Here is a 14,632-nt window from a genome sequence, read left to right on the forward strand (position 1 = left end):
TCCCCGGCAGAGCCGAGCGGGCTGGCCAGAAGCCGGTCCGAAACCGGTCCTTTACGGACACGAGGCATTTGCCGGACGTGGACCTAACCTGATCAGAACGTACACAGAACCATGCAATTTCCGGAATCCTGGCTGAGAACTTTTGTCGATCCGCAACTGACCACCGACGAACTGTCGCACGCGTTGACGATGGCGGGTCTCGAAGTCGAAGACCTGCGGCCGGCCGCGCCGCCGACTTCGAAGATCGTCGTCGGCCAGGTGCTGGAAGTCGTCAAGCACCCGGATGCGGACAAGCTCAACGTATGTCAGGTCAACGCCGGCACCGGCGCGACGCTGAACATCGTGTGTGGTGCGCCGAACGTCGCGCCCGGCATCAAGGTGCCGGTCGCGCTGGTGGGCGCGCAACTGCCGCCGGCCGAAGAGGGCGGCGCGCCGTTCGCGATCAGGCTGTCGAAGCTGCGCGGCGTGGAAAGCCAGGGCATGCTGTGCTCGGCGCGCGAGCTGAAGCTCTCCGAAGACCACAGCGGCCTGATGATCCTGCCGGAAGATACGCCGATCGGTCAGGACATCCGCGAGACGCTCAACCTCGACGACACCGTTTTCGAAATCAAGCTGACGCCGAACAAGGCGGACTGCCTGTCGGTGTTTGGCGTTGCGCGCGAAACGTCGGCGATTACCGGTGCGCCGCTGCGCCCGCTCGACATCAAGCCGGCGCCGGTCAAGCTCAACGAAACGCTGCCCGTGAAGATTTCGGCGCCCGATCTGTGCGGCCGTTTCTCGGGTCGCGTGATCCGCGGCGTCAATGCGCGCGCGAAGTCGCCGCAATGGATGGTCGAGCGTCTCGAACGCTCGGGCCAGCGTAGCATTTCCGCGCTCGTCGACATCTCGAACTACGTGATGCTCGAACTCGGGCGTCCGTCGCACGTGTTCGATCTCGACAAGATCCACGGCGGCATGGATGTGCGCTGGGGCCGCAAGGGCGAAACGCTGAAGCTGCTGAACGGCAACACGGTCGAGCTCGACGAAACGGTCGGCGTGATCGCCGACGAGCAGCATATCGAAAGCCTGGCAGGCATCATGGGCGGCGACAGCACCGCTGTCACGCTCGACACCACCAACATCTATCTCGAAGCCGCGTTCTGGTGGCCCGATAGCATTCGCGGCCGCTCGCGCAAGTACAACTTCTCGACTGATGCCGGCCATCGCTTCGAGCGCGGTGTCGACTATGCGACGACCGTCGAGCACATCGAGCGCATCACGCAACTGATTCTCGACATCTGCGGCGGCGAAGCGGGTCCGGTCGACGATCAGATCGTCAACGTACCGAAGCGCGAGGCGGTGAAGATGCGCGTTGCGCGCGCGAACCGCATCATCGGTGTCGCGATCAGCGCGGACGAGATCGCGCTGATCTTCACGCGTCTCGGCCTGTCGTTCGAACGCGATGGCGACACGTTCTCGGTGATGCCGCCGTCGTACCGCTTCGACATCGAGATCGAAGAGGACCTGATCGAAGAAGTCGCGCGTATCTACGGCTTCGAAAAGATTCCGGCGAATCCGCCGGTCGCGGCGAGCGAAATGCGCGCGACCAACGAGACGCAGCGCTCCATTCACACGATCCGCCACGAACTCGCCGCACGCGATTACGCCGAAACGGTGAACTTCAGCTTCGTTGACACCGAGTGGGAACAGGATTTCGCGGGCAACGACAACCCGGTGCGTCTGCTCAACCCGATCGCGAGCCAGCTGTCGGTGATGCGCACGACGCTGTTCGGCAGCCTGATCCACGTGCTGCGCACGAACCTGAACCGTCGCGCCGCGGACCGCGTGCGCGTGTTCGAGGCAGGTCGCGTGTTCCTGCACGATCCGTCGATCAAGGCAGGCGAGCTGACGGTCGAAGGTTTCGCGCAGCCGAAGATGATCGGCGCGCTGGCCTATGGTCCCGCGCTCGACGAGCAGTGGGGCGCATCGACGCGCACGGTCGACTTCTTCGACGTGAAGGGCGATATCGAGGCGCTGGTCGCGCCGGCGGTCGCGCGCTTCGTGAAGGCCGAGCATCCGGCGCTGCATCCGGGGCGTAGCGCGCGTATCGAACTGAATGGTCGCGCGGTCGGCTGGATTGGCGAATTGCATCCGCGCTGGATGCAGAAATATGATTTACCGCATGCGCCGATTCTGTTTGAAATCGAAGCGGAAGCATTAATGCAGCGAGTACTGCCGATTCCTTCGGATGTATCGAAATTCCCGCCGGTGCGACGCGATATCGCGGTGGTCGTCGAGCAGAAAATCGAGGTCCAGGCGCTGCTCGACGAGCTGCAGAAGGCGCTGTCCGAGCCTGTCTGCAAGAGCGTCCAGAAGGTTGCACTTTTTGACGAATTCCGTCCAAAATCAAACACTTCCGGTGGTCTGGCCGCGCACGAGAAAAGCCTTGCGTTCCGTGTGACCTTGCAAGATACTGGCGGAACCCTTCAGGATGAAACGGTCGATCTGGCTATTCAAACTCTGGTAGAACGTCTGGCTCGAGTATATGGCGCACGGTTGCGCGGATAACCGCATTTGACAATTGCACGGCTGTTTCCGCATCCATTGTTTTATGCTTGGCGCGCCATTTGATAGATATGAATGAAATGAACTCGAGTGATTTCGAAGCCCTTCTTACGGCGCAACGCAGCGCCATGATTCGAGATATTCCGACATCACCCGCCGCCGTTTCCAGTGAAACGCCGACGCTCACCAAAGCGGAACTTGCCGAGTTGCTGTTCGACAATGTCGGGCTCAACAAGCGGGAAGCGAAGGACATGGTCGAAGCGTTCTTCGAAGTGATCCGCGACGCGCTGGAGAGCGGCGACAGCGTCAAGCTGTCGGGCTTCGGTAACTTCCAGCTGCGCGACAAGCCGCAGCGTCCGGGGCGCAACCCGAAGACCGGCGAGGCGATTCCGATCGCCGCGCGCCGCGTGGTGACGTTTCATGCAAGTCAAAAGCTGAAGGCGCTCGTCGAGAACGGCGCCGAAGCGAGCTTCGCGCGCTGATCGCTGGCGCGCTTTCGCGCAACCCATCACGGCTAACTGACGATGACAGCGACGATCGAAAAAGTCGTGTTGCCTCCGATTCCGGCTAAGCGCTACTTCACGATTGGTGAGGTCAGCGAACTATGCGGCGTGAAGCCTCATGTGCTGCGTTACTGGGAGCAGGAGTTCACCCAGTTAAGGCCGGTCAAGCGGCGTGGCAATCGCCGTTACTATCAGCATCACGAGGTGCTGTTGATCCGGCGGATTCGTGAGTTGCTGTATGAGCAGGGTTTTACGATCAACGGTGCGCGCAACCGGCTCGATTCGCATGGCGGTGGTGGCGGAGCTGAGCCGATGGTCGATGAAGGCGAGGGTGCTGGCGCACCTGTGATGCAGGCGCCGGCATCGTCGGCAACGGTGGCGGTCGATGTCGATAAATTGCGCAAGGAACTGCAGAGCGTGATCGATCTGCTGGGCCACTAGTCATTGTCTGTTTGCTTCGTCCCTTCGCTTTGTTCGTGTGGGGCAGTTCTAATCGAATGAAGTGTCTGTTATAATTTTTCTTCTGTTCGGGGCGTAGCGCAGCCTGGTAGCGTACCTGCATGGGGTGCAGGTGGTCGGAGGTTCAAATCCTCTCGCCCCGACCAAAGAAATCAAGGCCTTATGGATGTACATCCATAAGGCCTTTTTCGTATTCTTCGTTTGACCCCAACATTGACCCCAACGCGGCGTGAAGCTGCAAATCCATAAGGATGAGAAAGACGGGGGCGATGGAGGGGCTCGACATTGGGGATGCAATGCGATTCAGTCAGCGGACGGGCGTGGTTGCCATACCGGAGACGTTGAAGCCGGAAGCGATGCCCGATGACTTGCGAAATACGCTTTGGAACGCAGCGGAGTTGAATGTCCGCCAATCTGAATTCGGGGCAATCACTCATGCCTATTGGGTGGACTTCATCAAAAAGCCCATCAATACGCGCCCGTTTTACCACAACACCGTCAGGAATACGTGGAGCTATCAGAAGGCATGGGAAGTTTTTCGATCCGATTTTCTCCGCGTCGCGTGGAGCGGCGTTTATGATCGAGTCGAGTTCTTGATCAATCTTTTGCCGCGACTTGCCGAACCATTCGATCAGGCGTTGGCGCGCGAGTTAGCCGCATATCGCATCGTTCACAAACAAGTAGTCCCGATCACGTCTGCTGCAGAAGTAGAAGCCCTTGAAGACGCGCTGTCGCAGCGCGACGCTTATGATGGGGTGCAGACACACATCGCATCGGCGCTTGCGCACTTGAGCAACCGCCAAAATCCCGACTATCGCAACTCGATCAAGGCGTCCATTTCCGCTGTCGAGGCTGCTGCTGCTGTGATCGCTGGTAAGCCTGGTGCAACGCTAGGGGCGGCGCTCGCTACCCTAGAGAAAGAGCGGAAGCTTCATGGCTCGCTCAAAGCAGCCTTCTCCGCGCTATACGGCTATACGAGCGACGCAAACGGCATCCGTCATGCGCTCATGGACGAGCCGGACCTCACTGCGGCAGATGCTAAGTTTTTCTTGCTCACGTGCTCTTCTTTCGTCAACTACTTGAAATCGCTTAACTGATGAAGCGCTGTAGCGGCGCGGCCATTTTGCGCGAGGATTGACATAGAGAGGAAAGTGCTGCGCGCGCTGATTTTGGCACCGCTTCGCCAGTTCTAGCCAAGAGGCTTTGGGTTTAGCTGTGCATCGAACATGCCCACAAGGACCTCTCCCGGGGTGCCCGCAATTTTCTTGATTGAGAACGTGTACTGCCAGACGGCGTCCCGAAGTGCACTGAATTTGGAAGCAAACACAAGAACGTCCTCTGCCCGGTAATGATATTTCGCGGTAGTGCCAGAAAACGGGTCTTCCGCATTGGCCTGCGGATAGGGATGGTTGCGGTTCGCGATGTACTCTGACGCGAACAAGAAATTTCCATACGAGCGACTGTTTACAGTGAAGCTGTAGGCTTGGCCGTGAGCGATCTCGTCCCGGCGACGCGAAGCCTCTCCGAAAGCATCGATCAGGCTACGCAATCGCTTCCCAGCCTTCGCTTTCCAGTGATGCCCGAAATATATTTCCGCTGCCGCTTTGATCGCTTCTCGACGTGCGCCACCGCTAACGATTGAGCCGAACGTACGCCTGACTGCTACGTACGACCCCGATTCGCACTCGCAGAGAATCAGGTACAACGTCACGAGGGCTGATTCCGCACTTTCCCAAGCGCTCAAAGCCGCGCCGACCGCGCGGAATATTTCATCCTGGGATTTACTGCCGACCGTAGCTGGCGACGGTGCTTCCCAGTACTTTTTGGAGAATGGAGATTGGTCGGCGGCCAAGGCGACCCGCACAGCATCAAGCTGAGCCATGACTTCATTTATATCTGGCGTCAAATCGCTCAATCCAATTGATCAGATTCGAGGAAGGTCCAGCATTGTTCTGCCCGGGTGATTCGCGGCGTCTGCTGTTTCAATACCTTCGAGGCCGCCCGGATAGACAACAACAGTTACTTGCGGGCCTAGCACTGTCTGACCTTGTACGGGAAATACTGTCCATACCTCGTCACCGCCTTGGATAGCATCCACTGCGCGAATTACCTCGTCAATACCCGGGCCAGCAGGGTTAGCCCACTGGTTGTTCCGAGGGTTGACCTGCCCCCATCGAACGTGTGTAACGCGGTCATTGGCGGCGTTAATTCGCACCCCGTCGATTACGTAGATGGACATGCCGGTCTCCGAATCTATCTTCCTCTCGTACCATCGTGGCACGCACGCGCCCCGTCGCAGCAGGAGGCATATGCGGACTCGCCTGCTAGTTTTGCGCGTGTCCCTGATTCCAGCCTCAAGCGCCTCGTTGACTCGCTTGCGCCTCTAGCAGTTCGGTATCCCACCGGCCGAATCGCATCGCATCGGCCAACATCCCAAGCGTTAGCGGAACGAGCGTGGACTGACGGAAACGCTTCGAGAAAATGCCGAGTACCGAACTCACCACGTCGAGACCATCTGGTCCGAAGTAGCGGTCATATGGAAAGCCTTGCGCCTGCACACCAAAAGTCTCGGCCCATTTGTCGATAAATTCGATCGCATCCACGCCGGTTAGGCCAAGGTCTTCTTCGAGGCGAGATGTAGGCGTGACCGTAAGTCGGCCAAATACGGGCTTGCCCAATTCCTTGCGAGCAAACGCTTCGAGTTTGTCCCAAGTCTCATCCGTCATGGTCACAATACTTGGTCCTCAGGTCGCACGAGGCGGTTATACGACTGCACAGTATGAACCATGATCATGAAGGCCTCGCCCGCCAGCACGACTACGCCGATAACCGGTATGGTCCGACCGACAAATGCTCCGAGGTTCCTCGTAAAGGCGATCCTGACTCCCTGGACGCCCACACGGGTAATTGTGGGTAGCCTTACGCGTACATCGAAAGGTAGAAGTTTGCGTGAGGCAAGCGATGCGACGGATGTTCCGGCTGTGGCACCGCCGAGCTTGCCCGCAACAGGGATCACATTCTGGCCAAGCAGCACAGCGGACGCGGCAACGAGATCATCGATGCCAAGTTCCTTGCAAGTCTGGTCCAATGCAATGAAGAAAAACAACTCTGCAGGTGTCAAATCTCTGTGTCGAAAATATGCGTATCGATTTTCACTCATGAGCGGCCCTAAAATCCGTCGAAATGAAGACGGAATGAGAATATCAAACTAGCCATTCATCACCATGTACAGTGAATATGGGCCGTCAAAATCGCCCCCCGTCCTGCGCTTCTGATGTCATTGATTCTCGATGGCGGCGGCGAGGGGTTGAGGCCACTCAACCTTCCCCCTCTTTCCTTGACCGTATCCATATAGAAAAAAACTAGCCTGCTGGTGACTGGAGATGGGCATTCGAGCGGTATTCATCTAGACGGCGCAGAAAGCCTTGCACTTCTGCGGGCGACATCCATGCGTTAAGTTCCGCGCCGGACTTCTCATTAAATCTGAGCTTCCAAACCCTCAGTTCGCCCGGCTTATAGCTCGCGGCCAATCGACGAAGATACGGCTCGGAAACTTCAAATGTCACATGCTCCGTGTACGTGCATCCGCCATAACCTGACCCGGAACAATCGACTACATCCCTTCCGATAATGGTCAGCGGCACCATCTTCGGGCCATCTAGCGTTTCATAGTTGACTGTCTCGTAGAATTTCCACGAAGGGCTTTGATAGCTGATGTACTCGTAGAACTGGCGCTTGCGGGCAGCCCACTCCTATTCACGATTTCATCGATCGGGCCGGAAGCGGTTGCTAGCGCCGCAGTGTTGACAAGCGTCAGTGCCAGAATCAGATATTTCATGGCTGTCAGTGCGTGAGGAACGGCGCCGCTTCTTCGCATCGACGACTTATCAAACCTCGCACACGCACTGCACGTAGGCGCCGGCCATGAGCGTCGCGGGGATGCACATAAATATTTTGGGCCATCTGGTTTGCAACATCGCCGAACTGTCCTCGATTGGCGGCCTCCAGTACCAGCCCGGCACCGGTTGCTCCCGTGTTATAGGTAAAGCTCACGAGGGCATCGAATTGTTCCTGTGTTAGAGCGTGGTTCGTGACCCGGTTTCTCACAGCGTTTTCTGCGGTTCGGACACCTGTGGCGAGTTGAGCGTCCACATCTGTGGGACTTACGGGACGGCGGAACTCCTCGGCTGTGCACGGGCCAGTGTGCACAAGCGTGCCTATGCCATAAGTGCAGTTGTTAGCAGTCCAACCGGCGCTGCTTAATCTCATGGACGCGTTTGCCATGCTTTCCTCTTCTAAATTTGGCAGGACCAATCTAGCAGAGGATTCATCGAGACGGCCATTCCAGCGCCAATTTGGGCTTGGCCTATTCAGAGTTGCTTTATCAAAAAAGAAAATGGGAACGGCGAACCGAGGTTCGTCATTCCCAATGTCGCTGCTGGCCATAGACAGGGTTCGCAGCACACGCTTTCACGCCGTCAGCACACCCTTCATCCCCGTCCCAACGCCACAAACCTCTCCAGATGATGATCCTCATCCCCCAACTGATGATCGATCATCACGAGGCGCTTCGCGTAATGCGCAAGCGGCAGCTCCCATGTCATGCCGATGCCGCCATGCAACTGAATGCATTCCTCGGCGACCAGCGTACCGATCCGCCCGATGCTGTACTTCGCCGCCGACACCGCGCGCTCGCGCGCGGTGCGTTCACCATCGAGCGCGGCTGCCGCATTGATGACCGCCGAGCGTGCCTGCTCGATTTCGAGCAGCAGGTCGGCCATCCGGTGCTGCAACGCCTGGAAGCTGCCGATTGGCACACCGAACTGTTTGCGCGTGCGCAGATAGTCGAGCGTGTAGTCTTTCGCGACGTCCATCGCGCCGACCGCTTCCGCGCACAGGGCGAGCACGCCGCAGCTCACTGCGTATTCGAGCGTCGCGAAGCCTTGATCCGCGGAGCCGAGCAGGGCGTCGTCGGCGAGTGCGACGTTGTCGAAGCTCACCTCGGCGGCGCGTCCGCCGTCGATCTTGCGATAGCCGCGCACGTTGACGCCCGTCGCGTCGCGCGGTACGACGAATAGCGTGATGCCGGCTTCGGCATCGTCGTCTCCACTCGTGCGCGCGGAGACGAGAAAGTGCGATGCATGCTCGCCATGCTGGACCACCGCCTTCGCGCCGTTCAACGTCCACGTGTTGCCGTCGCGCTGCGCGCGCGTGGTCGCGACACGCGCGAGTTCGTAGTGGCTGTCCGGTTCGCCATGCGCGAGCGCAACGATCTGCGAGCCGTCGATCAGCGAACTCACCATCGCTTTCTGCGCATCGTTGCCGCTGCGCGCCAGCGCGCGGCCGACAATCAGCGTATCGAGAAACGGCTCGACGACGAGGCCCCGACCGAGGCACTCGAACACGACAGAGATATCGAAGCCGCCGCCGCCAAAGCCGCCGTCCGCCTCGTCGAACAATGCGCCGATCACGCCGAGCTCGGCGAAGCGCGCCCACAGTTCGGTGCTGAAGCCTTGCGCCGAACGCGCGATCGCGTCGCGTGTCGCAAAGCCGTACTGCTCGCTGACAAACCGGTTCAGCGTATCCGCCAACATGCGGCGATCTTCAGTGTGCTGAAAATTCATGACATGCGTTCCGTACGTAAGCAGACCTTAAAGTCCGAGGATCATTTTGGAAATGATGTTCTTCTGGATTTCGTTCGAGCCGCCGAAGATCGACAGCTTGCGATTGTTGAAGTACAGCGACGCGGCGCTCGCGGCCTCATCGGGCCCGACCGGCACGCCGTCGAAACCGTCGTGCAGCGCTTCTTCGACGAACGGTTGCGCGTACGCCCCCATCGCGCGGCGCGTCAGCGACGAAATTTCCTGGCGGATTTCGGTGCCGCGAATCTTCAGCATCGAACTCTCGGCGCCTGGCACCCCGCCGCCCGCAACCGAGGCGATCACGCGCAGGTTGGTGGTCTTCATGTTCTCGAGATCGATCTCGACGCGTGCCATGCGTGCCGCGAATGAAGGGTCTTCGGCGAGCGGCCGGCCATTGCGTCGCTGCTTCGCCGCGATCTTGCGCAGCCGGTTGAACGCGGCGACTGAAAAGCCGACGCCCGCGATATTCGTGCGCTCATACGTGAGCAGATATTTCGCGTAAGTCCAGCCCTTGTTCTCTTCGCCGACGAGGTTCTCGGCAGGCACGCGCACATCGGTGAAAAACACTTCGTTGACTTCGTGTTCGCCGTCGAGCGTGATGATCGGCCGTACCTCGACGCCCGGCGTATTCATGTCGATCAGCAGGAAGCTGATGCCTTCCTGCTTGCGAACGTCGGTCGCGGTGCGCACGAGGCAGAAGATCATGTTCGCGTAGTGCCCGAGCGTGGTCCACGTCTTCTGGCCGTTGACGATGTAGTGCTCGCCCTGCGCGTCCTTGCCGCGTACCGCAGTCGTCTTGACCGACGCGAGGTCGGAGCCCGCGCCCGGTTCCGAATAGCCCTGGCACCACCAGTCGGAGCCGTCGAGAATGCGCGGCAGCCAGTGGCGTTTCTGTGCTTCGTTGCCGTACTTGATCAGCACCGGCCCGAGCATGTTGACGCCGAACGGCGCGACGCGCGGCGCGCCGGCCAGTGCGCATTCGTTTTCGAAGATGAATTTCTGCACCGCGTTCCAGCCCGGGCCACCGTATTCCTGTGGCCAGTGATTCGCGAGCCAGCCTTGCGCATGCAGGATTGCATGCCACTCGGCCATGTCGTCGCGCGTGAGACGGCGGCCGCCGTGCACCTTGTCGGCGAGACGCTGCGGGAGCTTGTCGCGCAGAAATGCCAGCACGCTGGCGCGAAACGCTTCTTCTTCGGAAGTGAAGTTCAGATCCATCGCGGTTGTTCCGTGAGAGTTCAGTCGACCGGCGCAGATGTGTTGCCGGTCGTCATGCAGTAAATAAGCAGTACGTCTAGGCGCTTTTGTTCAGGCTCGCGAAATCCGCACCGCGCTCGACCAGTTCGACCAGCAGCGGCGACGGCTTCCAGAACAGCGGGTCTTCCTTCGCGAACTCGCGGATGTCGGCGAGAATTCTGGGCAGCCCGACCATGTCCGCGTATTTCATCGGACCGCCGCGATAGCGCGGAAAGCCGTAGCCGTACAGGAAGGTCACGTCGACGTCGAGCGGGCGCAGCGCGATGCCTTCGTGCACCACGTTCGCGCCTTCGTTGATCATCGCGGCCATGTAGCGGCGCATGATGTCTTCGTCGCTGAACGTGCGTGGCGTGATGCCTGCTCGCGCACGCTCGGCCTCGATGATCGCCTCGACTTCCGGATCGGGCGTGCCGCTGCGCGATCCTTCGGGGTACAGATAAAAGCCGCGACCAGTCTTCTGGCCGAACCAGCCGCGCTCGCACAGGCGGTCGGCGATCTGCACGTAGCGCGCGGCCGGATTGCGGGTGGCCGCACGGCGTTTGCGCGTGGCCCAGCCGATGTCGCCGCCGGCGAGATCGACCACCTGGAATGGGCCCATCGGGAAGCCGAACGCGCGTACCGCCGCATCGATCTGATACGGCGATGCGCCGTCTTCCATCAACGCGTCGGCGGCCGCGCGATAAACGGCGAGCACGCGGTTGCCGATAAAGCCGTCGCACACGCCGGCGCGCACCGGCGTCTTGCGCAGCTTCTTCGCGAGTTCGAACGCGGTCGCGACCACGTCCGCGCTGACCTGCTTCGGCACCACCACTTCGAGCAGCTTCATGATGTTGGCCGGCGAGAAGAAGTGCAGGCCGATCACGTCGGCGGGGCGCGAGATGCTGGCGGCAATCGCGTCGATGTCGAGATACGACGTGTTGGTCGCGAGCACCGCGCCCGGTTTGCAGACGCGATCGAGCTCGGCGAACACGGCCTTCTTCACGTCGAGGTCTTCGAATACGGCTTCGATCACGAGATCGACGTGGGCGAGCGCATCGTAGGACGTGCTGCCGTTCCAGCGCGCCATCGTCGCGGCTTTTTTCTCTGCGGTAAGACGACCCTTCGCGATCAGGCCGTCGTAGACCTTTTCGATGTGGGCGCGGCCGCGCGCGAGCGACGCGTCGTCGCGCTCGATCATCGTCACCGGCAGGCCCGCATCGAGCACCGCCACCGCGATGCCGGCCCCCATCGTGCCGCCGCCGACCACGCCGATCGACGCGAGCGCGCGCGGTTTCGCGTCGCGTGTTTCGGGCGCCTTCAGCACTTCGCGCTCGGCAAAGAACGCGTGAATCAGGCCGGCGCGTTGCGGACTGTCTATGCACTCCAAAAACAGTTTGCGTTCGGTTTTCAGGCCTTCGTCGAAGGGCTGTTCGATCGCGGCTTCGACCGCGTCGACGATCTTCAGCGGCGAGAACAGGCCGCGCGATTTCTTCGCGGTCTCCGCGCGCGCGGCGGCCACCGCGGCGAGGCTCACGTCGCGATCGCCGAGCGCGGCGGCGTCGCGCGTGCGGCGCGCCGGCGCGTGCGCGGCGAGCAGCTCGTGCACGTACGCGAGTCCTTCGGCGAGGATGTCGTCGCTCGTGCCGATGCGGTCGATGAGCCCCAGCGCGAGCGCTTCCTTCGCGCTCGCGTGCCGGCCGCTCAGGATCAGATCGAGCGCGGCCTGCGCGCCGATCAGACGCGGCGTGCGCTGCGTGCCGCCGGCACCCGGCAGCAGGCCGAGTTGCACTTCGGGCAGGCCGAGCTTCGCACCGTCGACGGCGATCCGGTAGTGCGCGGCGAGCGCGACTTCGAGACCACCGCCGAGCGCCGCGCCGTGAATCGCCGCGACCACCGGCTTCGTGCACGCTTCGATGCGGTTGCACACGTCGGGCAGCGACGGCGGCACCGGCGGCTTGCCGAACTCGCGAATGTCCGCGCCGGCGATGAAGTTACGTCCCGCGCCGACGATCAGCACCGCTTCGACGGCGCGCTCCGCGTCGGCGGCTTCGATCGCCGCGAGCAGGCCGCGCCGCACGTCGGCGGAGAGCGCGTTGACCGGCGCGTGATCGATCGTGACGAGCAGCACCTTGCCACGCAATTCGCGCGTGACGACATCGGCTGAAGGGGTGGGGGTCATCGTGTCTCCTGTCTGCAGGTTGGGCGAGGGCGTACGCGGGTCGAACCGAACCGGGCGTACGCGTCGGATTGTCTGATTCTGGAGTGGTCAAGGTTCGTTGACAATGACATGGATGATTGACAGACTGTCAAAATTATTTTGACAGAGACGCCGCCATGGACGTCAATTCCCTGACCCTGCTGGTCGATATCCTCGACGCCGGCAATCTGAGCGAGGCCGCGCGCCGGCTCAAGATGAGCCGCGCCAACGTCAGCTATCACCTGAACCAACTGGAGCGCTCGGTCGGTCTGCAACTGGTGCGGCGCACCACGCGCCGCGTTGAGCCGACCGAAATCGGTTTGCGGCTCTACGAGCACGGCCGCACGATCCAGAACGCGCTGCTGGCCGCGCGCGAATCGGTGACGACGCTCGGTCAGAGCCTGCAGGGGCGGGTGCGGCTGAGCGTGCCGAGCGGCTACGGCCAGATCGTGATGTCCGACTGGCTGATCGCGTTCAAGCGGCTGTATCCGGGGATCGTACTCGACGTGATGTTCGAGAACCGCGTCGAGGATCTGATGCGCGACGAGGTCGACATCGCGGTACGGGTGATGTCGGAGCCGCCGCAGAATCTGGTCGCGCGCGACATGGGGCCGGTCCGGTATGTTGCGTGCGCGTCGCCCGAATTCGCGCAGACGCACGGTATGCCCGCGACGCTGGAGGATCTGCGCGCCGCGCCGTTGATTACCGCGGCGGTGATCGGCAAACAGCTACGGCTCGCCGCCTATCTGCATGACGAGCGCCACGAGGTGCTGCTCGAGCCGACGATCATTTCGGAGAACTTTCTGTTTCTGCGCCAGGCGGTGCAGGCCGGTCTCGGTGTCGGACTCGTGCCCGACTACGTGGTGCAGGACGATCTGAAGCACGGCGGCGTCGTGACCGCGCTCGACGAATGGCGGCTCAGCATCTTCGGCACGCACATGTACATGCTGTATATGCCGAACCGTCATCACACGCGCGCGGCCGCGACGTTCATCGAGTTCATGCTCGAGCAGACGCACCGCGTGAACGAAGCGCGCGAGCGGTAGCATCGCGTACGCGGCGGGTTGGCCTGGCGCCTACACGCCGAATCGACGCACGATCGCGGTCGTGACCATCGGCACGCCGACGCGCAGCAGCTTGCGCACGCCTTCGTCGCCGCCCACTTTGTCGACGACGTTGTCGATCATCGTCTGCATCACGTTAGCGGGGTAGAACTCGCGGAACAGTTCGTTCGCGCCGGTCTGCTCGAACACGTGATGCAGGAACGAACCGGCAGGCGGCCCGATACGCTTGAAGAGGCCCATCTTGACGACGCGGTTGTTCCACAGATGCAGCGAGTACGCGTCGGAACACAGCGCCGCGCATTCGTCGAAATAGCGCGGCAGGAACACCTTGTAGTAGTCGTCGAAATGCACCGGATAGAACAGGCTTTCGGGCAGGCCGGCCTTCACGCCGTAGACGGCGGTCAGCAGTCGCGGACCCGTGGCGCCCCATTTGAGCTCGGTGCCTTTCATCGCTTCGACGCGGCCGATCAGATCGCGCAGCCGCGGTTGCGCCGGATCGAGCCGCAGCAGCGCGGTGCAGATGCTGGTCGGCGTTTCGCGGCCGATCAGATCGCCGTTGGCGCTGAGGTCGAAGTCGCGCAACAGCAGCATGTCGGTATCGACCCAGATTTCGTCGGTCTTCGTGAACATCACGAAGCGGAAATAGTCGGTGAAGTGTGCCATCGACGGCACGCCGTGAATCGGAAAGTCGTTCAGCGAGTCGCGCGGCAGAATCGTGCTCGCGTCCTTCGCGATCACGCGCGGCGGCAGATTGGCGATCGGCTCGTAACTGTAGAGCGCGACTTCGCTGCCGTACAGCGTGAACGAATTCAGACAGGCGATTTCATACGGGGAGAGTTCCGGGCCGTGCCAGAACGATGCAAATCTTGCGGTGCTCATAAGCCTTCCGGGGGAGAATCGATTGAGCGACGTAATGCGACGTAATGCGACGTAGTGCGACGTAGTGCAGCGTCTTGCAACGTGATGCATTGCGTCAACCTGTATCGA

14 protein-coding genes and 1 tRNA gene are annotated in these 14,632 nt (G+C 60.9%); 6 read left to right on the forward strand and 9 right to left on the reverse strand.

All coding sequences use genetic code 11. The annotated features are described in order from the left end of the window. Positions 1-111 precede the first annotated feature (111 nt). The 5 genes from pheT to HHL14_RS02550 all read left to right on the forward strand — a co-directional run bounded on the left by pheT (position 112) and on the right by HHL14_RS02550 (position 4,603). Positions 112-2,547 carry a phenylalanine--tRNA ligase subunit beta gene (gene pheT, locus HHL14_RS02530; RefSeq protein WP_169495989.1) on the forward strand — a complete coding sequence of 812 codons (2,436 nt, stop codon included), beginning with the start codon at positions 112-114 and terminating at the stop codon, positions 2,545-2,547. Between the two features lie 68 nt (positions 2,548-2,615). Further along, positions 2,616-3,026, forward strand: a complete 411-nt coding sequence (locus tag HHL14_RS02535; protein ID WP_093643287.1) for an integration host factor subunit alpha — start codon at positions 2,616-2,618, stop codon at positions 3,024-3,026. Between the two features lie 42 nt (positions 3,027-3,068). Then, positions 3,069-3,488 carry a MerR family transcriptional regulator gene (locus HHL14_RS02540; protein WP_169495990.1) on the forward strand — a complete coding sequence of 140 codons (420 nt, stop codon included), beginning with the start codon at positions 3,069-3,071 and terminating at the stop codon, positions 3,486-3,488. An 87-nt stretch (positions 3,489-3,575) separates the two neighbouring features. Beyond that, a tRNA-Pro gene (locus tag HHL14_RS02545) sits at positions 3,576-3,652 on the forward strand. A gap of 123 nt (positions 3,653-3,775) precedes the next feature. Then, positions 3,776-4,603 carry an AbiJ-NTD4 domain-containing protein gene (locus HHL14_RS02550; RefSeq protein ID WP_230412889.1) on the forward strand — a complete coding sequence of 276 codons (828 nt, stop codon included), beginning with the start codon at positions 3,776-3,778 and terminating at the stop codon, positions 4,601-4,603. Positions 4,604-4,695: 92 nt separating this feature from the next. Here HHL14_RS02550 and HHL14_RS02555 read toward each other — a convergent pair whose 3' ends face one another. The 8 genes from HHL14_RS02555 to HHL14_RS02590 all read right to left on the reverse strand — a co-directional run bounded on the left by HHL14_RS02555 (position 4,696) and on the right by HHL14_RS02590 (position 12,563). After that, entirely contained in the window at positions 4,696-5,421 is a 726-nt protein-coding gene (locus HHL14_RS02555; RefSeq protein WP_169495991.1) for a hypothetical protein, read from the reverse strand. A 9-nt stretch (positions 5,422-5,430) separates the two neighbouring features. Beyond that, positions 5,431-5,745: a hypothetical protein gene (locus HHL14_RS02560; protein ID WP_169495992.1), complete on the reverse strand. Its 315-nt coding sequence runs from the start codon at positions 5,743-5,745 to the stop codon at positions 5,431-5,433. 115 nt (positions 5,746-5,860) lie between these two features. Beyond that, positions 5,861-6,232 carry a DUF1493 family protein gene (locus HHL14_RS02565; protein ID WP_169495993.1) on the reverse strand — a complete coding sequence of 124 codons (372 nt, stop codon included), beginning with the start codon at positions 6,230-6,232 and terminating at the stop codon, positions 5,861-5,863. Positions 6,233-6,234: 2 nt separating this feature from the next. After that, complete coding sequence (locus HHL14_RS02570) at positions 6,235-6,666, reverse strand: STM2901 family protein (protein ID WP_169495994.1); 432 nt, start codon at positions 6,664-6,666, stop codon at positions 6,235-6,237. A gap of 683 nt (positions 6,667-7,349) precedes the next feature. Beyond that, a complete protein-coding gene (locus HHL14_RS02575; RefSeq protein WP_329601598.1) occupies positions 7,350-7,952 on the reverse strand; it encodes a lysozyme in 603 nt (200 codons plus the stop codon). Between the two features lie 44 nt (positions 7,953-7,996). Further along, positions 7,997-9,130 (reverse strand): acyl-CoA dehydrogenase family protein, encoded by a 1,134-nt coding sequence (locus tag HHL14_RS02580; protein WP_169495995.1) that lies wholly within the window; start codon positions 9,128-9,130, stop codon positions 7,997-7,999. A gap of 27 nt (positions 9,131-9,157) precedes the next feature. Beyond that, positions 9,158-10,366, reverse strand: a complete 1,209-nt coding sequence (locus HHL14_RS02585) for an acyl-CoA dehydrogenase family protein (protein ID WP_169495996.1) — start codon at positions 10,364-10,366, stop codon at positions 9,158-9,160. Between the two features lie 76 nt (positions 10,367-10,442). Beyond that, positions 10,443-12,563 carry a 3-hydroxyacyl-CoA dehydrogenase NAD-binding domain-containing protein gene (locus HHL14_RS02590; protein ID WP_169495997.1) on the reverse strand — a complete coding sequence of 707 codons (2,121 nt, stop codon included), beginning with the start codon at positions 12,561-12,563 and terminating at the stop codon, positions 10,443-10,445. 155 nt (positions 12,564-12,718) lie between these two features. Between HHL14_RS02590 and HHL14_RS02595 the strand changes: the two genes are divergently transcribed. Further along, complete coding sequence (locus HHL14_RS02595) at positions 12,719-13,627, forward strand: LysR family transcriptional regulator (RefSeq protein ID WP_169495998.1); 909 nt, start codon at positions 12,719-12,721, stop codon at positions 13,625-13,627. Between the two features lie 30 nt (positions 13,628-13,657). On the opposite strand, the gene HHL14_RS02600 is transcribed toward HHL14_RS02595, so the two are convergent. Then, positions 13,658-14,524, reverse strand: a complete 867-nt coding sequence (locus HHL14_RS02600) for a hypothetical protein (protein ID WP_169495999.1) — start codon at positions 14,522-14,524, stop codon at positions 13,658-13,660. Between the last annotated feature and the right edge of the window lie 108 nt (positions 14,525-14,632).

The sequence above is a fragment of the Paraburkholderia antibiotica genome (assembly GCF_012927125.1).
GTDB classification, from domain to species: Bacteria; Pseudomonadota; Gammaproteobacteria; order Burkholderiales; family Burkholderiaceae; genus Paraburkholderia; species Paraburkholderia antibiotica.